This is a genomic window from Pseudosulfitobacter sp. DSM 107133 (assembly GCF_022788695.1).
Taxonomy (GTDB): Bacteria; Pseudomonadota; Alphaproteobacteria; order Rhodobacterales; family Rhodobacteraceae; genus Pseudosulfitobacter.
The window spans coordinates 703,844-726,512 of record NZ_CP085154.1 but is presented as its reverse complement, the minus strand read 5'-3'; the positions used below and the strand labels follow the sequence as shown (position 1 = coordinate 726,512).

Sequence of the window (22,669 nt, the reverse complement as noted above, 5' to 3'; positions counted from 1 at the left end):
CATGATCACGACACCCGCCATTGACCTATCCACCATCCCTGCTGCGCAGCGTGCGGCGGTTTTGGCGTTGATGGAAAAGGTAGCGGCGCTTACGGAAATCACCCAACGGCAAGAGCACCTGATTGCGGAGCTGAACCATGCCCTACATGGCAAACGGTCGGAAAAGCTGACCGAGGATGAGCGGCAGCTGGCGTTCGAGGATCTGTCCATCGCCCTGGCTGAGGTCGAGGTGCAGAAGGACCAACTGGCCGCTCAGACAGGTGACAAGACGACAACCAAATCTGCGCCAAAGCGCACCATCGGCAATCTACCGGCCGCACTGCCGCGCATCGAAGAAGTCATCGAACCTGACAGCCTGAGCTGCCCTTGCGGCTGCGGCGTCATGCACAAGATCGGGGAAGACCGCAGTGAGCGGCTGGACATCGTGCCGGCGCAGTTGCGCGTCATTGTCACCGTGCGCCCGAAATACGCCTGCCGGACCTGCACCGACGGCGTGACCCAGGCTCCCGCACCATCGCATCTGATCATGGGTGCCCTGCCGACCGAGGCCACCATCGCCAATGTGCTGGTCAGCAAGTATGCGGATCATCTGCCATTATACCGCCAAAGCCAGATCCTGGCGCGTGCGGGTCTTGATCTGCACCGCGCTGTGCTGGCGGACTGGGTCGGCAAGGCGGCCTTCCACCTCAAGCCCGTCGTCGACCGGCTGGCCGAACACCTGAAACGATCCAACAAACTGTTCATGGACGAAACCACGGCCCCGGTGCTGGATCCGGGGCGCGGTAAAACCAAAACTGGCTATCTCTGGGCACTGGCCCGCGATGACCGACCATGGGGCGGTGAAGATCCGCCCGGTGTGGTTTACTTCTATGCCCCCGGTCGGGCGGGCGCGAATGCCGAAACCTTCCTGACAGGCTTCGACGGCATCCTGCAGATCGACGGCTATCAGGGCTATAACCGGCTGACCAAACCCACGCGCAAGGGCGGTGCCCCCATTCGGGTGGCCCATTGCTGGGCGCATGCGCGCCGCAAGCTGAAGGAAGTCTTTGACCGCGATGGCTCAGAGATCGCCGCCGAAGGCCTGCGCCGCATCGCTGAAATCTATATCGTCGAAGCTGACATTCGTGGCATCTCCCCCGGCCAGCGATTGTCTGCCCGTCAGGCCCGCAGTGCCCCGCTGGTCGCAGCATTCGGTGAATGGCTGGAGGCTGAGCGCCGCAAGATCTCCGCCAAATCCCGGCTGGGTGAAAAGCTGACTTACATCCACAATCACTGGGACGGACTGCAGACCTTCTTGGCCGATGGGCGCGTCGAGATCGACAACAACCGCGTCGAAAACCTGATCCGCCCCATCACCCTCAATCGGAAAAACGCCCTCTTCGCTGGGCATGACGAGGGTGGTATCGCCTGGGGCCGCATCGCCTCACTGATCGAAACCTGCAAGATCAACGGCGTCGAGCCCTTCGCCTATCTCAAGGCAACCCTCACAGCGATCGCCAATGGTCACCCACAGAGCGCCATCGACGATCTGCTCCCGTGGAACTCCAAGACGTCAAGCTGAACCGACAGTGCCCTCCTGGGAACGCTTACCATAGAGCTCACATGAGATAGCGTCATCTCTACGGTCAGAGGTCACGGCCTGATCAGACTCATCTGCGTTTGATTGCGATGCAATCATAATCGATATTGCGAAGGCTATCATTGTCGCAATCTTTTTCATGCTCTTATCCTCTCGATGTTGACAGGATGATAGCACGGCCCCGATCGTCCACATATATGTCGAAGACATTCAGATGTGGATAACCCATTTGGGTCTAGTGGGTTGCCTGGAAATACTTAATACATAGAAATTACTCTTCAGCCAGCGGCAGCCATGACCTAAGTATCAGTGCTGCGTAGTCTTCCGATCCATTTCATCCGTTTCGAGTCGTAACACCTCGCCCCAAAGCGCCGTCTTGAAACACATCCAGTCCCGCCGACCGCCGCCCTCGACCTCATGGATCGATATCAACCCGGCCCACTCCAGGGGCTTCAGAACGTAGCTGGAGAACGCTGCCAATTCTCGCCACCCGGCATTATCCCAATCCGGCCCATCCCCATAGAACAGACCACACAGCTGTTTTTCCGTCAGCCCCTGCTCCAGTTCGACATTCATCACGTTGAGCCAGACATCCCATGTCCCGAAGGGGCGCTCATCCAGGCGACCGTACGAAGTGTGGTCAACCTCCAGCAGGAAGAACGGGATCAACTGGTCGAACAGTGCCCCTGGGGAATTCAGCAGGTCCTTCCCCTTCTTCGTCAAAAGGAATTTCCCCTTGTAGTGACGCCCCAGCTTCCGATGCAGCAACAGGAAATGCACGACTTGGATCGGCGGAAACTCGTACTCGTTGACCACCTTGCTGACGCTGAACGCCTCCTCGGGCCCATATCCCGGCCAGTCAACGTGCTCGACGGCCCAGTGAACGAACTTGCGCTGAAATGCCTTTGTGGCGGTCAGGCCGATGCCATTGTTCTCGGCGGCATACTGCATGGTGCGGTGCGCAGCCCGGAGCAACGGAGACAACTGTAGGGCGGGTTCGACGTCAGTGAGTTTGCGAAAATCGATCATGGATCGTTTCTCGCATCCTCGACGGAAGCTGACGAGGCACATTTCCATGTAAATCTACCACCCCCAATGGCGACGCACCGCCCCGTCAACAGTTCGGCTTGCATACCGCTCTTCACACCAAGGCTTTGTTTTTTAGAGATTTTAAGCATCCTCACTCCCCGTTTCCCTCCGATGGCCACAAGAATCAACCACATGACGGAGTGACACGAAGGAACCATGCGGCCTTTAAAGGCATCCCCACTTTTCGCAACAAATACAGATACTTAAATGACATAATCTTCGGATTATCACTTGCCACAGGGCACGTCCTATACATACCTTCGAACGTGACTCGACAGACGATCAGCTTCGACCACACACCCAAACGACCACATCCACACCTTAAGAATGTTAGGCTACCCCCCATGAACCTCTCCGATTTCGCCAAGCAACTTCCCCAAGAACTTCACCGAACAGGAGTTCGTCGATTTGATGAACCAGGTGATCGACCTTAAGACAATCGTTGACCTTCCCGCGGAAGAGCGCAGCGCCTTGTTCGATGGCGTTCAGTATCTCGTCGACTACATCATGCTGGCCCAGGAAGTGAATGGGGAACTGCGCACTCATGAAGGCCATCCTGTGTTGGATTACAGCGGCCCCTTCATCCCGCACGTGTTGGCTCGGCCGGAAGGCATGGAGCTGGACCGTGGGGCACTGGAGACCTTCGGCGTCGGAGAGGGTGAGAAGTATTTCGGGAATGAATAAATTCACTGAATGAAAACGCCCATATGGCCGGTGATCCTGACGTCGTCGGCCACAACTTGCGGAGGAGCGCCATGTGCATCAACAATTCAGAACGGCATATCATTCTGTCGGGATGCTCAGGTGGCGGCAAATCAACGCTATTGGTCGAACTGAAACGCAGGGGCTACGAGACCGTTGAAGAGCCAGGCAGGAGAATTGTCGCGACCGAAATGCAAGGTGAAGGGAAGGCCCTTCCCTGGGTCAATCTCGAACTGTTTGCCAGGCGCGCCATCGAGATGGCCGCCCGGGACAGAGAGCGCGCCAAAGACTTGAATGGTTGGGTTTTCTTTGACCGCGGACTCGTCGATGCAGCCGTTGCCCTGGAGCATGCGGCCGGGGTCGCTGTTTCCGAAACCCTCGCCGATCAGGACCGTTTTCACCACCAGGTATTCCTGACTCCGCCGTGGCTGGAAATCTTCCTGAGCCATAAATGCACTGGAGCGCTGCAAATCCAATCTGGCATTCATGCGTAAACCCTGTTCGGGCCTGACAAGTGTTTCGCCGATGCGCAGGCCTATGGCGCTCCGCCAGGTCACCTGCCGTGAAAATGGCTGACAGAGTTGACCTGGTCGCCAAAATCGAGATCATCGCTATAATCGTATTGGTGGCCAAGCTTACCAAGGGGAGGCGACAGACAACTCATGAGTGACCGTCCCACGTTTGAAGACATCCGGCGAGAGCAAGAGAACTTCATAGGCCCTCGTGAACGCCCTCAAGGCCCCAAGATGCAAAGGAAGTTGACGGAGGCTGACGAGATTTATGTTGATACGATTGTCACTGTGTCGATCATCCGCACTGCACTTGAAACGGGGCAGCCTGTCGACCCAGAGCACCTACCCGACAAGATTCTCGAGATCATCGAGGCGACTTGCACGAGCTCGAACATGCCCGTGGTAGATGGGCGGCCGCACTACCATGTTGATGATGTCGTAAAGGCATTGGATATTCGCAACGGGGGCAAGGGCGTACAATAGCGGTGGGCTCATTGGGAACCGGCATGGTTTCAAATGTGGCGGAACGGAACCACCATTGTAAGGTAGGCTACTCTTTTAATGGTAACTATAGGTCTCGACCGAAAAAACGGCGGGGAGCATGCGTAATTGGGCTGACCCTGCACTTTGGTCGAGCTCCCGATAGTATCACAGCATAGCTGTGAACAAGGGAGACAGATGATGGAATACTATGCTGGTTTAGATGTGTCGCTTCGGTCGTGTGCTTTGTGCATCGTCGATAGCAAAGGCAAGGTTTGGCTGGAGCGAGAGCTGCCATGCGAAGTTGCGGACATTGCTGCGTGCCTTGAAGCCTTTGATCACCCCGTTGAGCGCGTCGGTTTTGAAGCCGGTGCCTTGAGCCAGCATCTTTACTTTGGCTTACAATCCTTGGGCTTCGATATCGTCTGTATGGAGGCCCGCCAGGTGAATGCTGCCTTGTCAGCGATGCGGAACAAAACAGATAAGACCGATGCGAAAGGGATTGCGCAGATCCTACGCACTGGGTGGTTCAGTCCAGTACATATGAAAAGCCGCGAAGCTCATGGCCTTCGGGCGCTGCTTAGCACACGCAAGGCATTGCTGAAGAAGACGATCGACCTTGCAAACGAAGTGCGGGGTTTATTGAAGATCTTCGGGGTACGACTGCCCAGAACGGTAAAGCACGGTTCCTTCGACGCCCTCGTTCGACCTATGATTGAGATGGATGAAGTTCTCGCGCACGCGGTTCTTCCTTTACTTGATGCCCGTACGGTCCTCTTTCAAAACTATCTGGAACTGGATCGACGCGTGAAGCGCGCGGCATCGCAAGACGCGGTGTGCATGCGGATGATGACAGTGCCAGGTGTGGGACCTATTGCAGCTTTGACATTCAAAGCCGCAATTGATGACCCCAATAGATTCAAAAAATCCCGCACTGTCGCAGCGCATTTTGGTCTCACGCCGCGAAGATATCAGTCAGGTGAACACGATAACCCCGGCCGAATATCGAAGGCAGGAGACCGAGATGTTCGTGCAACGCTGTATGCTGCAGCCAACGCAATGTTGATGCGAACCATGGCAGGGTCGCAGATCAAATCATGGGGCATGCGATTGATGCGCACCAAAGGTCGCCGTCGCGCTGTAGTCGCTGTCGCACGCAAACTCGCTGTCTTACTGCATCGAATGTGGGCCGATGGCACAGAATTCCGTCAGGAACAGGCAGGAGGCACGGCATGATCTAAAAAACCCCCAACCAACCTGACGGGATCGTCCAATCCGGACGAGGTCTGTGGATGAAGACGAAAATGTCTGCTGCGCAACTTGAAGCGCGCCGGGAAGCAGGGCTCTCCACTACCAATCCGACACATGCATGCAGCGGTGCCATTCGAACACCAAAACAGACTGCGAAGAGAAGCGTGACCCGGATAAGCGATCACCGATCACATAGAACAAGGAAAACGAGCTTGACCCAGACACCCAATTAGAGAAGCGGTCATTCGCTGCGGCTTGAACCAATGTCGGCATTGTAGAGCCTCACACGCCGGGGGGACAACGCGCTCGATCAGAACCTACGCCAGATCGCGACCGTGTCGGCGCGTCCCCACCAACACGTTCATTTCTTTACGACCAATGCCGGATGTCTACCTCGCCAATATCGTGTTACATTGACAATGGAATCACGAGGAGGGGCGGGGTTTTGCTGGAACATGCACTTGTTCTGGATTCGTTAGGGGCGCCGATCAGGCACCGGCAGAAAACCCATTCAGCTGATTGGGACGAAGTGGAGGACTTCTGCCGGTCGGTCTATATGCGATATCGGGTGCGGCCTTTGGATCGCTTGTCCCTGCCGGATGCGACCATGATTTCGGCGAAGGCGGGCTGTGTGACCATGACCCGGTTTGCCTACGGCACCGGCATTCACCTTGACCGTTTCGATCCTGATGCCGGAAACATCCTTGTTCTTAACACCCTGCGCGGGGCATTGGATCATCAAACCGATGGTGGCTCTATTGCAACCGCTGCCGGGGAAAGCTTTGTCGTAGATTGCTCCCGAGCCGAATATTGGCTTGAGGGTGATCCCGACCATATGCAGCTGAACCTCACGATCCCGCATCAGGCGATGGTTGATACGGCCGAGAGGTGGTTCGGTTTCGTGCCGGATGACCGCCTGTGGACGAGCCGTGTCAAGATCGGCGGCCCCAACTCAGCCTGGCCCGCGCTTCTCGATTATGCCACCCGTGCCTTAACGCGCGCGGGCGAAGTCTCATCCGACGCAGTCTTGGTGCGGCATATCGAAGAGATGCTTTGCGTCGAACTTCTGCGACAGTGGGCATCGGCCGCTGGGTTGAGCCTTGAGACCGGGGCCCGCTGTGCAGCCCCCGGTTACGTTCGCGCGGCCGAGGAGATCATGGAAGCCGAAGCGCGCGAAGCACCTTCAATCGGCGATGTGGCCAAGCGTGTCGGCGTTTCTGCAAGGACACTGTCCGGCGGATTTCAGAAGTTTCGAGGTATTTCGCCTCGGGCATTCCTCGTGGCGCGGCGGCTTGACGGCTTTCGCCGGGATCTTGAAACTTTGCCAGCCAATGTGACCGTCACCGTGATCGCCGCAGACTGGGGCTTTTCGAACTTCGGCGCTCTGGCCGGCCGGTATCGAGAAAGGTTCGGAGAAACGCCGTCGCAGACGCGTGGTCGGGTCGCACGACGCGTCCGCCCGCACTGACTTCGTTTCCGAAATCGGACAGAACATACCGGTTGCGAACAGCGCGGCCGATCAGTGTTCCGCATTCTTCTCTTCACATCTTCAAGGGAGGAACCAATGAAGGACATCAACCCAAACGATCTGAAAATCCGGTGTGACGCCGTTCTGAACGGACTGGGCACCGGTCCGTCGCGTGTGCCCGGGGTTGTCGCGATGGCAACGGACCGCAATGGCGATATCTACGCCGGCGCGGCCGGAGAGCGGCGGCTGGACGGCGACGCAATGACGGAGGACACGGTCTTCGCCATCTTCTCGACCACCAAGGCAATCGCTGGCACCACAGCCCTGCAATGTGTCGAGGAGGGTTTGTTGGACCTCGATGCGCCTGCGAAAAACTACGCCCCGGCCATCGGTGAGTTGAAGGTGATCGACGGGTTCGACGCGGACGGCACCCCCAGACTGCGCGCCCCCAAAAGTGATGTCACGACCCGCCAACTGATGCTGCACACGGCCGGTTTTGGCTATGATTTCTTTAACGAGACCTATAAGCGCCTCGCCGAAGAGCAGGGCCAGCCCTCTGTCGTCACCGGCAGCCGCGCCTGCATCGAAACCCCGCTGCTATTCGATCCGGGCACGAAGTGGGAATACGGCACGAACATCGACTGGGTCGGACAGGTCGTCGAAGGCATCCGCGGCAAACGCCTGGGCGAGGTTATGAAAGAGAGGATCTTCGACCAGCTCGGCATGCAGGATATCGCCTTTACCCGGACGCCCGACATGAAGGAGCGGACCGCGACCATCCACGCGCGGGGCGAGGATGGCGGGCTGACCCCGATGGACGACTTCGCACTACCTGATGACCCTGAGGTCCACATGGGCGGCCACGGGCTCTACGCGACTGTGCCGGAATACATGAAGTTTATCCGCATGTGGTTGAACGACGGTGCCGGTCCGAACGGGCGGGTCCTGAAACCCGAAACCGTCGAATGGGCCGTGCAGGGCGCACTTGTCCCACCGCAGAAAGTCACCATGCTGCCCGGCGTCATTCCCTCGCTTTCGAATGATGCAGAGTTCTTTCCGGGCATACCCAAGGACTGGTCCTACACCTTCATGGTCAACACCGAAGACGCGTCCACCGGGCGCCCGGCCGGCGCCATCGGCTGGGCCGGGCTGGCGAACAGCTACTATTGGATAGATCGAAAGAATGGGATCGGCGGCTACTGGGCAACGCAGATCCTGCCGTTCGCAGATGGGGTCTCCTTTCCAGGGTATATGGATTTCGAGAGCGCGGTCTACGCGGCCCTCTCGGGGCAATAACGGCATTTTCCTGCTATGCCAAAGGGCGGGGCGCATGCGCGCCCCGTCGGACTTGCCGGTTTTCACGCCTTAGATAGGTTATGAGATAAAGAAGCCATTGGACGGGTTTGGACCGAACGTCCGCTAAGGGCCGTCTGTGCTGGCGCGATCTGGGTTGATCCGAATGGATGCTGCGAAGCGGAGAATGGCGGCAACGAGCCGATTTTGTGGAAAAACTAACGTTTGCGGGCGCAGAAATATCCGTTCTGAATTCGGCGCGAGCGCCTTTCTTGTCAGGCTTTGCGCATTTGCTGCGGTGCAGGAAGGATCTTGGCCAGTTTGCGGAGGTTTTGGGCGGTGGCGGCGAGGAGGAATTCGTCATTTGCGCCGCACGGCCCGCGTAATCGCAATCGTCCCAAACCGAGAATGCGTTTGAGGTGGGCGAAGAGCATCTCAACCTTCTTTCTGAGCTTCATCGCGATCTCGTATTCTTCGGTCTTGGCCAGATCCCGAGCGACTTGGCGGGCATCTTCGTGCTCCTCGCGGGTGATCTTGCGCGCATCAGCGTTGGGGCAGCATTTTTGCTTGGACGGGCAGACCTGGCAGACGTCTTTCAAGGCGCGATAGCGTGCGGTGCCCTTGCCCGTCGGTCCCCGGTTCGGATCGGAATAATTCCGGCGGAACTGCTTGAGCGCGTGACCCTCGGGGCAGATGTATTGGTCATTCTCAGCATCCCATTCGAAGTCTGTGCGTGTCCAGGTGCCGTCCTCTCGTCCGGCCTTGTCGATCACCGGGATGTAAGGATCGATCTTGCGATCTACGAGCCAGCCGAGCATCGGGCCGGAGCCGTAGGCGGTATCGGCAATCATCCAGTCAGGGACCAGATCGAACTTGTCTTTCACCCGTGTCAGCATGGTCATCGTCGATCCAACCTCGGCTTGCCGGATCGAACGGGTGCCTTCGACGTCCAAAATAACACCGTGATCCGTGTCGATCAGGTAATTGTCGGAATAGCTGAAGAAAGCAGGCCCTTTGCGGGCCGCAGTCCACTGGCTGGCCGGATCGGAATGCGAGGTGAACTTGGGCTGGACATCGCTGGCAGCGCCAAATGCAGCATCGTCGAGCGTGTCGAGATACTCGCGGACCGCGCGACCCGCGTCTGCCGGATCGATGGTCGACGCATCCCATTCTTCCTTCGGGGTTGAGTTCTGCTTGTTCGCATCCGCTTCGATCAGGCTGGCGTCCACTGCCATGCGCTGCCCGCTGGCAAGTCCTTCTTCAATGCAACGTGCAACTGTCGTCTCGAACAGATGGCGCAGCAGCTCGCTCTCGCGGAAACGGCCATGGCGGTTCTTTGAGAAGGTCGAATGGTCTGGAATGCGATCGTTCAGATCGAGACGGCAGAACCAGCGATAAGCCAGGTTCAAATGCACTTCCTCACAGAGCCGTCGTTCCGACCGGATGCCGAAACAGTATCCGACCAGCAGCATCCGGATCAGCAGCTCGGGATCGACGGAGGGACGGCCGGTGTGGCTGTAGAAATCCGCCAAATGGGCACGGATGCTGCTCAGGTCGACAAACCGGTCGATCGATCGCAGCAGGTGGTCTTGCGGGACATGATCCTCAAGCGAGAACTCGTAGAAAAGTGCTGCCTGTGCTTCCTGTCTCGGCCCCATCATCGTCAAACCCTCCCGCTCGTCAGAAGAATTGAATCAGCAACCTACGCTTCGATCAAGCACGAGTTTTTCAACAGAATCAGCCCTTTCAAGACATTCCCGGCGTAAGCACAGTCCCCTGATCAGACGGCGTCCTGGAGCAGCGGACGCAGCGCCACCTCGACCCTTTCGCGGGAGGCAGGCTCGAGCGGCAGGATCGGACGCGGCGGGGTGATGCGCCCGAGACCGAGGATCTCCGCGATGGTAAACATCACGCGGAAGCTGCCGAACTCGCGGAACAGCGCCCAAAGGGGAGCGAAAGCGTGATCGATGCGCTCGGCTTCGGCCGCATTCCCGGCCTGAGACGCGCGGGTGAGCGCGAGAGCGGGTTCCGGCAAGAGGCCGGCCACGACGCTATACCAGCAGGCACCGCCGGCGAGCAGCGCGTCCTTCGCCCCCCAGTCGCCGCTATAGCCCACGGCGAAGCCATCCGGCGTCACGGCCCGCAGGCTCCGCATCTCGCCCGCGTAATCGCTGTCCGCCGGCAAAGGCATCTTGACCGCGGCCACGTTCGAGATTTCGGCCAGACGCGCGATCAGGTCCGGGCTGAAGGTGAATTTGGTGGTGCCCGGGTTGTTGTAGATGCACAGGGGCAGCTCGCCGGCCGCGGCGACGGCCTCGAAATGGCGAAAGACCTCATCATCGGTCAACGGCTGATAGGACATGGGCGCAAGAAGCAGGCCGTCCGCCCCGGCTTTCCGGGCGTCTCGCGCGAGGTCCTCGGCAACATCGGTCGTGAGAGCGCCGACACCGACGACAAGCGGTGTCCGTCCCGCCACGCAATCTACGGCGGCCCGGAGGGTCCGCTTGCGCTCTTCCGGTGTCAGGTAGGCGTATCCACCGGTGCTGCCGAGCAGTCCGATGGAATCCGCTCCCGCAGCCACGATCCGCTCGAGGAACCGTTGCAGAAGCTCGGATTTCAGCTGCCCCTCGTCATCAATGGGCGTGAGCGGGAAGGCCGAGAGGCCGGTGAACAAGGTCATGTGAACATCTCCTTCAAAAGCGTGACATGAGCAGGCGCAGGCCGGCGAACCCGAAGAAGGCGGCCAGAACGCCCTCGATTCCGCGTCGGGCCCGCCGGTAGAGGCGGATCATCGGTTCCGTGGAAAACACGACCGCGTAGCCGGTGAAGATCATCACGCTCAGGATTGCGCAACCTGCCAGAATGGTGGCCACATCATGCCAGGATGGCTCAGCACCGAGGCCAAGCGTGACGAGGGCGATCCAGGCCAACACGGCTTTCGGGTTCGCCAGATGCATGATCAATCCATGACGGTAGAGCGCGGCCGAGGACGGAGGAGTATCGGATCGTGCCGGTCCGGTTGAGGTTGCCGGGTTGGAAGACAGCGCATTCTGGGCTGCGCGCCCCGCGAGGTAGAGCAGGTATAGGCCGCCGCAGATCTTCAGGAAGATCAGGGCCTCGGCATAGCGCGCGAGCAGCGCGGAAACACCGGTGGCCGCAGACAGCCCCCAGAACAGCGATCCGGAGATGACGCCCGCCGCCAGGGCCAGCCCGGCCCGGCGACCATGGTTCATCGCCACGCCCATGATCCGAAGGGTGCTCGGACCGGGGCTCCCGGCCGGGATCACATAGGCGGTGAAGACGACGAGCAGGTGGTTGAAATTCTCCATGACGTGTCCTATCAGGTTCCGGCCAGCAGCTTGAAGGCGATGAGCCACATTACCAGCGCGATGAGCGTCTCCAGGACGCGCCAGGCCGCTGGCCGCTCGAACACCGGTCTCAACTTGGTGGCACCGTAGCCGAGAGCGAAGAAGAACACGAACGACCCCAAAATCGCGCCGATCGCGAAAGACCCTTGGCTGTCGGTGAACTGCGTGGAAATGGTCCCCAGCAGGACGACCGTGTCAAGATACACATGGGGGTTCAGCCAAGTGATCGCGAGGCAGGCGATCAGCGTGCGGAAGAGATCGGTCATCGGCAGCGAGGAATCCGCGGCCAACGCCTCATTCGAGCGCAACGCGGACAGAAGACTCTTCACGCCATACCAGATCAGAAAGGCCGCGCCGCCGTAGCGCATCACCGGCTCGAGCCAGGGCAACCACTCCGAGACGGTGTGGAAGCTGGTCACCCCGACGGTGATCAGGATCGCGTCCGAGACCGCGCAAGTGAGACAGACAGCCAGGACGTGCTCGCCGCGCAACCCCTGTCGCAGCACGAAGGCGTTCTGCGCGCCGATCGCCACGATGAGGCTGAGGCTCATCATCATGCCGGTGAAAAAAACTGCGATATCCATATGTGGGCCTCTGGTTCAAAAAAACTGCCCTTGGACTATTCGGTCGCAGTAGATTAGACAAATTAAAGACGCTAATGCCAATAAAGGAAAACTAAATGGCTGTGGACTATGCAGCTCTTCGCGCCGTCGCCGCGGTCGTCAGGACCGGCAGCTTCGAAAGAGCCGCCGCTTCTCTCAACGTGACCCCGTCGGCTGTCTCGCAGCGCATCAAGCATCTCGAGGAACGCCTCGGCGCGGTGCTCATCGAGCGTGGAACGCCATGCACCGCCACGGACAAAGGCCTTGCGCTTTGCCGGCACATGGACCGCGTGGGGATGCTCGAAAAGGATCTCATGGAACATCTGCCTGAACTTTCCGGGGCGGAAGGTGCCGGACAGGTAACCCTCAACGTGGCGACGAACGCCGACAGCCTCGGGACCTGGTTTCTCGAGGCCATCGCCTCCTTCACCAGGGCCACCGACTATCTCGTGAATGTGGCGATCGACGACGAGGACCATACCGCCGACTGGCTGCGGCGCGGTCGCGTGCTTGCCGCCGTTACCTCGCTGGAACGTCCTGTGCAGGGGTGTCGTGTCACGCCGCTCGGTGCGCTGCGCTACCAGGCGACGGCGAGCCCCGACTTCGTTGCCCGATACTTCCCTGACGGCCTCACGAAGGAGGCGTTCCAACGCGCGCCCGCTCTCACCTTCGACCAGAAGGACCGGCTCCAGAACGTCTGGGCGCGCGAGGTTTTCGGGCAAGACATGTCATTCCCCACGCACTGGCTTCCTTCGACGCAGAGCTTCCTTGAGGGAAGCCTCGCCGGCATGGGGTGGGCGCTCAATCCGGTACAGCTCGCCAGACGCCATCTCGAGCGCGGAGATCTGGTCGAGCTGGCCCCCGGACAGATGCTGGAGCGGCACCTGTTCTGGCAGATCAATCGGCTGGCCGCCGACCAGCTTCACGAGCTGTCCCGGTTAATACTCACGGTAGCGCGGCGGGAGCTCAGCTCGCAAGCATGACGCTCATTGGAAACGACAGCTTGGTCCGCAAAGCAGTCACCCGACCAGCCGAATATGCCGCGCCCAACACGAACGGCAGCTTTCGGGAAGGCAACCTGTTGAATTTTGCTAAGCTCGAATGTCCGGTTAGGGCCGTTCGCTTCAAGCGTTTGGCTTGCTTACCGCACGGATCTGAACCTCGCCTTTGCCTTCGCGGGTCCTAAAATGTGCGAACGCCAATTGAGGTCTGTACGCGGCACCAATATCGAGTGCTACCGTTCGATAGTCATCGACACCGTCACAAATATCCAAATCCCTGGCTTCGACGAGGTCCTGGCGCACCGCTGGCGTGTGGCCATGCACGACGACCGTCGGCTTTTGTGCGCGCCGCTCCGGATCAGGATCGTTGACGTCCCACCCGCCGCGGTGGGTCAAAAAAGTATGACGGATATTCGCCCAGTGATCTTCCATTTTGATGAAGCGGCGGGACAACCCCAGAAAAGCTGTGCGGTTCTGAAATGGGTGTATGCCTGCATGCACAAACAGGAGGTCGCCAAGATAGAGATGTGTCGCCCCCGAAGCCATTGAGTTCAGATATTCAGGGTGCAGATTATCTTTCAGCTTTGCCGCTATCTCGTCCCAGCTGTGCGTTTCTGCCGACAGACCAAGCTCGGCCATGACTTTGTCACCGCCGAGCCTGGCCCAGAAGTCGAGATACTTTGGACCTTCGAGTGCCAGCATCAAAACAAGATCATGATTGCCGGGCAGAACATGTAGATCACCCACATCCGCAAGCTGCCCGGCTCTCATCGCCAGATCAACAGCGCGGATGGATGCAGGTCCCCGATCAATAAGGTCGCCCAAAAAGACAAGATGCCGTTTAGGCGCTTCGCGTGGGGTATTCCTGATTTCGCGGATAACCTGCTCAAGTAGATCTGCCTGCCCATGGACATCGCCGACAGCAAAGATATCGATGTCTTCTGGAAGAGAACCGGGAAGGTCTCGCCATGGCAAGTAGAAGGAATTGAAGGCTGTCAGTCCATCGGGCATGTTGATCTTGTCCATACTGGTTGTAGCTTCATAGCGGCCCCCGGCGATGTCAATCGTAGGCGGAATCCGGTCTCCTTCTCGAACCCAAACTGCGGTCTTTTCATTGAACATTTCAGTCCCCTCCCGTGTCGTCCTGCCGGATACGGTCACGCCAAGCCATCAAAAGCTCGTCGAGCAGCGACAAGTCATCCAGCGGCCGATACCCAGGTACGTCCATCTGTACGAACCCGGGAGGGGCCTCTCCCATCCCGAGACCCTTGGCTATGGTCCTCTCATAGTCGGAGAATGGACGACCCAGCGCATACCACCGTGATGCCGTGCGCGCCCAACCCTGGTCGACGTCAATCGCGACAAGCTGGGATGTCGTGATCCAGCCGCCTTTCAGCCTTGGGTGACCAGACGCGATCCCCCAGAGTATGGGGGCGCCATGGCGAGATACATGTGGACGCCAATATGTCAGGATTGGTGCGCCGGCGAGGTCGGTTTCGGAAGGTCCGGCGTCAGCAGCGGTGATGGCAGTACGTATTTTCTGAGCCCAGAAGTCTCTATTGTTCATGGGGAACTCCATTATGAATCTGATAGTTTGATTGAGGGACGGGCATTAAGGTCATTCGGACGAGACACACCTCGGCCCCGCCGACATTGTTCAATGCAAGGCGGGCCGGTGCATCAACTGATCCACGGCATCCAGCATTCGGATGACCGAACGCAGACTGACGTTGTGCGGGGTCTTGATCGCCATGATGACGTCCTTGACGGTATCAACGGCATCTGGGGGAAGGTCACGTCGTAACCCTTCCCGTTCCGCAAAGCCGAACAGGTGTTCTTGCGTCAGGGCGCGCAGTTCGATGGGAGGGCATCGGCTCAGGAACGGGGCTGGCAGACCGTTCACGCTGTTTGCTGTGAGAATCCACGTGATCCATGACATGTCGAACTGCACCCTGTAATAGGGACAGCTCCAGCTTTGTGCAGTCAATCGCTCGAGGAGCGGCAATAAGCCTTGAGACAAATCATAGGATTGCCCCTTCGTAGAAACCGATGGCCCCGCCTTCTCGATCTCGTCGACCACGACCACAGGATTCGCAATCTGAGACGCCATGATCCCTTCCAGAACCTTTCCCGGGCCCGCCGATCCCCATCCCTTTTGAGACCCCGTGACAACGAATGAGGCGGGCTCACCCGTGGCTTCTATGATTGTCGTCGGCACGGTGAGCTGCGCGCCCAGCAGGCGGGCAAAGTGGCTTTTGCCGATCCCGGGCGGACCGACCAGGAGCATTGGCCGGACAAGGGGCGCAGGATCGCCGTTGCGGACTGAGGCCCGCATGTCGTGCCAAAGACGCTCTGTTGCAGGAGCCATCCACGGCATCTCAGTGTGGAGACAACTGGCGATTTCGTCGGCGCGGTGCTCGGTCTCCACTGGTTGTATCTGTGCGCCATTGCGGAACACCTCGAGTCGCGCACGCTCCTTCGGGTCAAGATGGTCCATGCCTGATCGGCGTGAAACTGCGCTGAGATATGCTGCCGCCCTTCGCCGTACTTTTAGCCGGTCGGCTTCGGACAGCGCGTAGTCAAATTTTGGGCTCCCGATTTGTTCTCTGAAACGATCCAGGAACTTCCTTAGACGAACTTCGATGTCGTGTGCCGAAGGCAGGTTGTGATCCGGGAAAGCGACGTCGGCAAATTTTATGCGTGGCATTTGGTGTCCTCTCTGAACCGGCCCGCCCATCTTTTGGGCGGCCAGCATCTGGCAGCGTGGAGCTGCCATGTTTCAACAAGAGGATCCGGATCCTTGAGAACGTAATGAGAACATTTTGCGGGGTCGGTCAACCTCAGCGCCGGGAGTTCAGCCCTGAAACGAAAATGCCGACCCTCTCGGATCGGCATTTCTCAACGTCAACAATTTCAATGGCTTAGCTATCAGTGGTCACTAAAGCCCCACCCAAAGGTCGTTTTTTTGGGCCAAATGGCTCTCAATTACCCCCCATAACAGCCTACAAAAAAGCCACTTCTACCCATCACCCGCATTTGCTGAACCCGCAGGATGCACAGGTCATGCACCCTTCGACCATACGCAGCTCGTAGCTGCCGCAAGAGGAACAGGCTTTGCCGCGCGGCGCGGCGTTCTCCATTTCGACGACTTCCGCAGTCGGGTCCGATTTCAGCCCCATACCTTCGCCCGCGATAAAGCCGGTGACAACCATATGCTGCTCGATCACGCCGCCAATCGCGGCAAGAATCGACGGAATGTATTTCCCGCGCATCCATGCGCCGCCGCGCGGGTCAAAGACCGCCTTAAGCTCTTCCACTACGAACGACACATCGCCCCCGCGCCGGAACACAGCCGAAATCATCCGTGTCAACGCCACGGTCCATGCAAAATGTTCCATGTTCTTGGAGTTGATGAACACCTCGAACGGACGGCGGCGCCCGCCGATCACCACGTCGTTGATGGTGATATAGATCGCATGTTCGCTGTCGGGCCATTTCACCTTGTAGGTGTTGCCCTCCAGCGTTTCGGGGCGGTCCAGCGGATCGGCCATATAGATCACGTCGCCATGCGGCTGCATCGGTTCGGCGTCGGAATTGGCGATGACTTCGGGGGCCTGCTTGTCTTCCGACACGCTCAGCACGCTGCCGGTCACGTCGTTTGGACGGTAGGTTGTGCAGCCTTTGCAGCCGGTGTCCCACGCCTGCATATACACATCCTTGAACGCATCAAAGCTGATGTCGGCGGGGCAGTTGATGGTTTTCGAGATCGAACTGTCGATCCATTTCTGCGCCGCCGCCTGCATCTTGACGTGGTCTGCGGGGGCCAGCGTCTGGGCGTTCACGAAATAGTCGGGCAGTTCGGCATCGCCTTTCAGGTCGCGCCACATCTGCACGGCGTAATCGACAACCTCTTCCTCGGTGCGCGATCCGTCCTTTTGCAGCACCTTGCGGGTGTAGGCATAGGCAAAGACCGGCTCGATCCCCGAACTGACGTTGCCTGCGTACAGCGAGATGGTGCCGGTGGGCGCAATCGAGGTCAGCAGGGCGTTGCGGATGCCGTGGGTGCGGATCGCGTCGCGCACGTCCTCGTCCATGTTCATCATGTTGCCGGATGCCAGATAGGCATCGGCGTCGAACAGCGGGAAGGCACCCTTTTCCTTGGCCAGGTCGACCGAGGCCAGATAGGACGCCCGCGCAATCGCCTTTAGCCAGGCTTCGGTCTGGGCCGCGGCCTCGTCCGAGCCATAGCGCAGGCCGACCATCAGAAGCGCGTCGGCCAGACCGGTGACACCCAGACCGATACGGCGTTTTTGCTGGGCCTCACGCTGTTGTTCGGGCAGCGGAAACTTCGACGTGTCCACCACGTTGTCCATCATGCGGATGGCGGTGGCAACCAGACGGGTCATCTTGTCCTCATCCAGACCGGCATTCGCGCCGAACGGATCGGCCACCAGCCGTGCCATGTTGATCGACCCCAGCAGGCAGGCGCCATAGGGTGGCAGGGGCTGTTCGCCGCAGGGATTGGTGGCGGCGATGGTTTCGCAATAGCTCAAGTTGTTGGCCGCGTTGATCCGGTCGATAAAGATCACGCCCGGCTCGGCATAGTCATAGGTCGCCTGCATGATCTGGTTCCACAGGTCCTGCGCCTGCACGGTCTTGTAGACCTTGCCATCAAACACCAGATCCCAGGACGCATCGGCCTTCACGGCTTCCATGAACGCATCGGTGATCAGAACGCTGACGTTGAACATGCGCAGACGGGCGGCGTCGGATTTGGCGGTGATGAAATCGCCGATATCGGGGTGATCGCAGCGCATGGTGGCCATCATCGCACCACGACGGCTGCCTGCGGACATGATGGTGCGGCACATCGCGTCCCAGACGTCCATGAATGACAGCGGGCCGGATGCATCCGCCGCTACGCCCTTCACATCCGCACCCTTGGGACGGATGGTGCTGAAATCATAGCCGATGCCACCGCCCTGCTGCATGGTCAGCGCGGCCTCTTTCAACATGTCAAAAATACCGCCCATGCTGTCGGGGACCGTGCCCATGACAAAGCAGTTGAACAGGGTCACCTTGCGCGCGGTGCCGGCCCCTGCGGTGATGCGGCCTGCGGGCAGGTACTGGAAATCCTCCAGTGCGCCATAGAAGTTCTCTTCCCATGTGGACGGGTCCGATTCGACCTGCGCCAGATCGCGCGCAATGCGCCGCCAGGTGTCTTCCACGGTCGCGTCCTTGGGCGTGCCATCGGCCGCCTTGAACCGGTATTTCATATCCCAAATTTGTTCTGCGATCGGGGCAGCAAAGCGTGTCATGGCGTCGATTCTCTGGCTAATGGAAAGATGATCAAGATGCCTCAGTCGGGCTCAGATCACAACCGCAAACACCACCTATTGAAGCCTGACCTGCAAAAGCTACATCATAGAGTGTGGGGGATGTGATTCTGTGGGTAAATCTGTGAACAAACCATGTGTAAACCTGATCAAGCTGAGCGTTGGCACCGAGAACGTCGATGATCTGTTCGCATGGCAGTCTGGCCAACAGGCGCAAATGGCGGATGGCCTGCCGCGCCACGTCACCCGGATGTTTCCCAAAAGGGTCGACGAAATCCTGAACGGCGGCTCGATCTATTGGGTGATAAAGGGCGTGATACAGGCCCGCCAGCGGATCCTGCGCCTTGACGAGGTCACGGGCGGCGACGGTATCCGCCGCTGCGCCATCGTGCTGGACCCGGACCTGACCCGCACCCAAACCAGCCTGCGCCGCCCCTTTCAGGGCTGGCGCTATCTGACGCCCGCCGACGCGCCCCCCGACCTGCCCAAGGGCCGCGAGTCAGAAGAGCCCCTGCCTGTTGAGCTGAACCGCGCACTGGCAGAAATCGGGGTGCTTTAGGGTCCAAACCCTAGACGCGTATTTCTTTTGGCCCTTAAATATCCCCGCCGGAGGCTCCCGCCCCCGCAGCGCGCACAAACCTCATCCCAGGCGCGCCAGAACCTCGGCCATCGCCTTGCGATCCTCATCCACCACGCTGGCCACGCGCGACCGCCACAGCGTCGCCTGCGAGCGCAAGATCAGCCCGTCGGACAATATCTTCAGGTGGTTGGCGCGCAGCGTCTCACCGCTTGAGGTGATGTCGGCAATGGCTTCTGCGGTTTCATTGGCCACGGTGCCTTCTGTGGCGCCCTGACTGTCGACGATGGCATAGTCCGCAACACCTGCGTCGCGCAGGAACTCGCGCACCAGACGGTGATACTTGGTGGCAATCCGCAGCCGGAACCCGTGGGTGGCGCGAAACGCTGCTGCCGCCGCATCCAGATCGTCCAGCGTGTCCACATCGACCCAGGCCTGCGGCACCGCCACGATCAAATCGGCCTCGCCAAAGCCCATCTCTTCCAGCGGTTCCACCTGCTGTTCCCACAGCGGCAGCTTGTCCTGCACCAGATCCGTGCCGGTCACACCCAGATGAATCCGCCCTGCCGCCAGTTCGCGCGGGATCTCGCCCGCGCTCAGCAACACCAGCGACACACCGTCGATGCCGGTCACGGCACCAGCATATTCACGGTCTGATCCTGTTCGGCTGAGCCGGATGTCGCGGGCCGCGAACCAGTCAAATGTCTTTTCCATCAGCCGCCCCTTGGACGGCACACCCAGCTTGATCATGCGCCTGTCTCCAGTTCGGCCATCAGGCCGGGGCGCAGCACGGCCCCCACGGCCGGAATTTCAGCGCCGCCGCCCAGCCTGCGGGTCAGCGCGTCATAGCGCCCGCCGCTGACCACGGCAGGCAGGTCGGCCCGGCCTGCAGCGTAAAAGCCAAAGACGAAACCGTCGTAATATTCCATCGACGTGCGGCCATAGCTGGCCTCGAAATCCAGCCCCTCTACATCCACTCCACGCGCCAGCAACGCATCGGACCGCGCGGCCAAACCGTCAACAGCCCCTGAAATCGACGGCATGTCCACCTCAAGATCGCGCAATTGCGACAGGGCAAAGGGCACCGTTTCACGCACGTTCATCAATGCATCAAGCAACTCCATCTCGGAACCGCTGATCGGCTTTGCAGATGCATCGGCATGCAGCGCGTCAATACGCGTCTCGATCTCGGCGTCCGAACGCAATCCGATCAGCGGGGCCGCGCCCAGCCGGGGTTGCGGGTTGGCCAGCAATGCCTTGCGGCTGGCAGGCACGGGCGCGCGACCCGCGAACCGGTCCAGCAGCGCGCGGAACCGACGCGGCCGCCAGATGTGGCGTAACAGGGCCGCGCGTCGCGCCTCGGTGGTGCGCAACCCGTTGACCGCAGCCGTCAGAATACCGATATCACCGGTGGCTGCGCGCAGATTCAGCCCCGCGACGGCTTCGGCCATCAGCGCGAACACTTCCGCATCCGCCGCTGCCGGATCGGCACGGTCGAACACCTCGAAGCCGACTTGCAGGAATTCATTGGCGCGGTCCGGGTCATCCTCTTGGCGGCGAAACACCTCGCCCGCATAGGTATAGCGCGCGGGATCAGCCCCATGCGCCATGTGCATCTGCACCACAGGCACGGTGAAATCCGGGCGCAGCATCTGTTCGCCGCGCAGCGCGTCGCTGGTGACATAGGCGCGTGCGCGGATGTCTTCGCCGTAGAGGTCCAACAGCAGCTCGGCGCTTTGCAGCATCGGCGGCTCGACCACCTGTGCGCCTGCGGCCTCGAAACGTTCGCGTAGGGCAACCGCCTTGGCGCGGCCTTCGCGGGTGATCATGGTTCTTGTCCTTCGAGGATTTCACGCACCTTGGCCAGCATCTGGTCACGGGGCACTTCGAACTGGCTGGGCCGGTCCTTCCATTCCTCGTGGGTAGCTGTTTCCGCGATCTTGGCGCCAAGGATCAGGTCCTTGATCTGCACCACGCCACGGTCCTTCTCGTCGCCACCTTCGATGATGGCCACGGGGCTGCCGCGTTTGTCGGCGTATTTCAACTGGTTGCCAAAGTTCTTGGGGTTGCCCAGGTAGACCTCGGCGCGAATACCGGCCTGCCGCAGCTCGGCCACCATGGCTTGGTAATCGGCCATGCGCGCGCGGTCCATCACGGTGACGACCACGGGTCCCTGCACGTCGCGTTCCATCCGTCCCTTGGCGGTCAGCGCAGCCAGCAAACGGTCGACGCCAATCGACACGCCTGTCGCGGGCACTTCCTGTCCGGTGAAGCGTTTGACCAGATCGTCATAGCGCCCGCCGCCCGCGACCGACCCGAACTGCCGCTTGCGGCCTTTTTCGTCAAAGATTTCAAAGGTCAGCTCGGCCTCGTAGACGGGGCCGGTGTAGTAGCCAAGGCCACGCACCACCGAAGGATCAATCTCGATCCGGTCGGGGCCATAGCCGCCCGCCGCCAGCAGCGCCGCGATCTCTTCCAGCTCGTCCACGCCGGTCTCGCCGGTTTGCGATCCCGCGACCAGTTCACGCAGCCGCGCCACGGTGGCGGCACCGCTGTCGCGTTTGGCCTCCATGAACCCCATGACCACGTCGGCCTGCGCATCGCTCAGACCCGCGCCATCGGTGAAATCGCCGCTGTCGTCCTTGCGCCCTGCCCCCAGCAGCGCGCGCACGCCGTCCACGCCCAGACGGTCCAGCTTGTCGATGGCGCGCAGGACGATGCCGCGTTCGTGTTCCATGGCTTCGGGGTTGGCGGGGTCCAGAACGCCCGCGACCTCCATCACGCCGTTCAACACTTTGCGGTTGTTGACGCGAATGATGTAATCGCCGCGCGGAATGCCGACTTGTTCGAGCGTGTCGGCCAGCATCGCACAAATTTCGGCGTCGGCGCCCATGCTGGCGCTGCCGACGGTGTCTGCGTCGCATTGATAGAACTGGCGGAACCGGCCCGGTCCCGGCTTTTCATTGCGCCAGACCGGACCCATCGCATAGCGGCGATAGGGGTTGGGCAAATCGTTGCGGTGCTGGGCATAGACCCGTGCCAGCGGCGCGGTCATGTCATAGCGCAGCGCCAGCCAGTCGCCGGGCTTGTCGCCCTCGCCGTCTTCTTGCCAGCCGAAGACGCCCGCGTTGGGGCGGTCCACGTCGGGCAGGAACTTGCCCAGCGCCTCGACCGTCTCGACCGCACTGGTTTCCAGCGCATCAAAGCCATAGCGATGATAGACCCCGGCAATCGCCTGCAACATTTCAGCGCGGGCGGTGACTTCGGTTCCGAAATAGTCGCGGAACCCCTTGGGCGTTTCCGCCTTGGGGCGTGGGGTCTTTTTTGGCTTTGCCATGACAGGCTCCGATCGGATCAGCGTTCGCGCATGGGCTTACGATATGGGCCAGATGGGGGCAAGCACCTCGCGCC

General features: G+C 59.9%; 21 protein-coding genes. 9 read left to right on the top strand and 12 right to left on the bottom strand.

The window, feature by feature from the left end; translation table 11 throughout:
• Position 1 precedes the first annotated feature (1 nt).
• Positions 2-1,561, top strand: a complete 1,560-nt coding sequence (locus DSM107133_RS03600; protein ID WP_114294069.1) for an IS66 family transposase — start codon at positions 2-4, stop codon at positions 1,559-1,561.
• Positions 1,562-1,885: 324 nt separating this feature from the next.
• On the opposite strand, the gene DSM107133_RS03595 is transcribed toward DSM107133_RS03600, so the two are convergent.
• Positions 1,886-2,608 carry a hypothetical protein gene (locus DSM107133_RS03595; protein ID WP_114293192.1) on the bottom strand — a complete coding sequence of 241 codons (723 nt, stop codon included), beginning with the start codon at positions 2,606-2,608 and terminating at the stop codon, positions 1,886-1,888.
• Between the two features lie 471 nt (positions 2,609-3,079).
• Between DSM107133_RS03595 and DSM107133_RS03590 the strand changes: the two genes are divergently transcribed.
• The 6 genes from DSM107133_RS03590 (at position 3,080) to DSM107133_RS03565 (ending at position 8,377) form a co-directional block, all read left to right on the top strand.
• On the top strand, positions 3,080-3,352 hold the full coding sequence (locus DSM107133_RS03590) for a hypothetical protein (RefSeq protein ID WP_240310497.1): 273 nt from the start codon (positions 3,080-3,082) through the stop codon (positions 3,350-3,352).
• A 23-nt stretch (positions 3,353-3,375) separates the two neighbouring features.
• On the top strand, positions 3,376-3,864 hold the full coding sequence (locus tag DSM107133_RS03585) for an AAA family ATPase (protein ID WP_240310498.1): 489 nt from the start codon (positions 3,376-3,378) through the stop codon (positions 3,862-3,864).
• A gap of 168 nt (positions 3,865-4,032) precedes the next feature.
• Positions 4,033-4,365, top strand: coding sequence for a hypothetical protein (locus tag DSM107133_RS03580; protein ID WP_114293193.1), 333 nt, complete (start codon positions 4,033-4,035; stop codon positions 4,363-4,365).
• A gap of 195 nt (positions 4,366-4,560) precedes the next feature.
• Positions 4,561-5,598 (top strand): IS110 family transposase, encoded by a 1,038-nt coding sequence (locus DSM107133_RS03575; RefSeq protein WP_240310469.1) that lies wholly within the window; start codon positions 4,561-4,563, stop codon positions 5,596-5,598.
• Between the two features lie 460 nt (positions 5,599-6,058).
• On the top strand, positions 6,059-7,081 hold the full coding sequence (locus tag DSM107133_RS03570; protein ID WP_009807931.1) for an AraC family transcriptional regulator: 1,023 nt from the start codon (positions 6,059-6,061) through the stop codon (positions 7,079-7,081).
• Positions 7,082-7,177: 96 nt separating this feature from the next.
• The gene (locus tag DSM107133_RS03565) at positions 7,178-8,377 is read left to right on the top strand and encodes a serine hydrolase domain-containing protein (RefSeq protein ID WP_009807932.1); all 1,200 of its coding nucleotides are present in this window, start codon (positions 7,178-7,180) and stop codon (positions 8,375-8,377) included.
• Positions 8,378-8,649: 272 nt separating this feature from the next.
• Here the strand turns inward: DSM107133_RS03565 and DSM107133_RS03560 are convergent, their stop codons facing one another.
• The 4 genes from DSM107133_RS03560 to DSM107133_RS03545 form a co-directional block, all read right to left on the bottom strand.
• The gene (locus tag DSM107133_RS03560; protein WP_114291564.1) at positions 8,650-10,035 is read right to left on the bottom strand and encodes an IS1182 family transposase; all 1,386 of its coding nucleotides are present in this window, start codon (positions 10,033-10,035) and stop codon (positions 8,650-8,652) included.
• A gap of 119 nt (positions 10,036-10,154) precedes the next feature.
• Positions 10,155-11,054, bottom strand: a complete 900-nt coding sequence (locus DSM107133_RS03555) for a dihydrodipicolinate synthase family protein (RefSeq protein WP_072629730.1) — start codon at positions 11,052-11,054, stop codon at positions 10,155-10,157.
• Positions 11,055-11,067: 13 nt separating this feature from the next.
• Complete coding sequence (locus tag DSM107133_RS03550) at positions 11,068-11,703, bottom strand: LysE family translocator (protein WP_114291563.1); 636 nt, start codon at positions 11,701-11,703, stop codon at positions 11,068-11,070.
• Positions 11,704-11,714: 11 nt separating this feature from the next.
• Positions 11,715-12,326 carry a LysE/ArgO family amino acid transporter gene (locus DSM107133_RS03545; RefSeq protein ID WP_114291562.1) on the bottom strand — a complete coding sequence of 204 codons (612 nt, stop codon included), beginning with the start codon at positions 12,324-12,326 and terminating at the stop codon, positions 11,715-11,717.
• Positions 12,327-12,421: 95 nt separating this feature from the next.
• On the opposite strand from DSM107133_RS03545, the gene DSM107133_RS03540 reads away from it, so the two are divergent.
• Positions 12,422-13,327, top strand: a complete 906-nt coding sequence (locus DSM107133_RS03540; protein WP_114291561.1) for a LysR family transcriptional regulator ArgP — start codon at positions 12,422-12,424, stop codon at positions 13,325-13,327.
• A gap of 141 nt (positions 13,328-13,468) precedes the next feature.
• Here DSM107133_RS03540 and DSM107133_RS03535 read toward each other — a convergent pair whose 3' ends face one another.
• The 4 genes from DSM107133_RS03535 to DSM107133_RS03520 all read right to left on the bottom strand — a co-directional run bounded on the left by DSM107133_RS03535 (position 13,469) and on the right by DSM107133_RS03520 (position 18,663).
• Positions 13,469-14,467 carry a metallophosphoesterase gene (locus tag DSM107133_RS03535; protein WP_114291560.1) on the bottom strand — a complete coding sequence of 333 codons (999 nt, stop codon included), beginning with the start codon at positions 14,465-14,467 and terminating at the stop codon, positions 13,469-13,471.
• Between the two features lies 1 nt (position 14,468).
• Positions 14,469-14,912 (bottom strand): DUF6634 family protein, encoded by a 444-nt coding sequence (locus DSM107133_RS03530; protein WP_114291576.1) that lies wholly within the window; start codon positions 14,910-14,912, stop codon positions 14,469-14,471.
• A gap of 90 nt (positions 14,913-15,002) precedes the next feature.
• Entirely contained in the window at positions 15,003-16,052 is a 1,050-nt protein-coding gene (locus DSM107133_RS03525) for an AAA family ATPase (RefSeq protein WP_114291575.1), read from the bottom strand.
• 319 nt (positions 16,053-16,371) lie between these two features.
• Positions 16,372-18,663: an adenosylcobalamin-dependent ribonucleoside-diphosphate reductase gene (locus DSM107133_RS03520; protein ID WP_114291559.1), complete on the bottom strand. Its 2,292-nt coding sequence runs from the start codon at positions 18,661-18,663 to the stop codon at positions 16,372-16,374.
• Between the two features lie 142 nt (positions 18,664-18,805).
• Here DSM107133_RS03520 and DSM107133_RS03515 point away from each other — a divergent pair, with 142 nt between their 5' ends.
• Positions 18,806-19,240 carry a DUF1489 domain-containing protein gene (locus tag DSM107133_RS03515; RefSeq protein ID WP_240310335.1) on the top strand — a complete coding sequence of 145 codons (435 nt, stop codon included), beginning with the start codon at positions 18,806-18,808 and terminating at the stop codon, positions 19,238-19,240.
• Positions 19,241-19,321: 81 nt separating this feature from the next.
• Here the strand turns inward: DSM107133_RS03515 and hisG are convergent, their stop codons facing one another.
• The 3 genes from hisG to hisS are packed head-to-tail and all read right to left on the bottom strand — an operon-like array spanning position 19,322 to position 22,595.
• Positions 19,322-20,008, bottom strand: a complete 687-nt coding sequence (hisG, locus tag DSM107133_RS03510) for an ATP phosphoribosyltransferase (RefSeq protein ID WP_114291558.1) — start codon at positions 20,006-20,008, stop codon at positions 19,322-19,324.
• Positions 20,005-21,087 (bottom strand): ATP phosphoribosyltransferase regulatory subunit, encoded by a 1,083-nt coding sequence (locus DSM107133_RS03505; RefSeq protein ID WP_114291557.1) that lies wholly within the window; start codon positions 21,085-21,087, stop codon positions 20,005-20,007. The genes hisG and DSM107133_RS03505 overlap by 4 nt, the downstream gene beginning before the upstream one ends.
• Positions 21,084-22,595, bottom strand: a complete 1,512-nt coding sequence (hisS, locus tag DSM107133_RS03500; RefSeq protein WP_114291556.1) for a histidine--tRNA ligase — start codon at positions 22,593-22,595, stop codon at positions 21,084-21,086. The genes DSM107133_RS03505 and hisS overlap by 4 nt, the downstream gene beginning before the upstream one ends.
• Positions 22,596-22,669 lie beyond the last annotated feature (74 nt).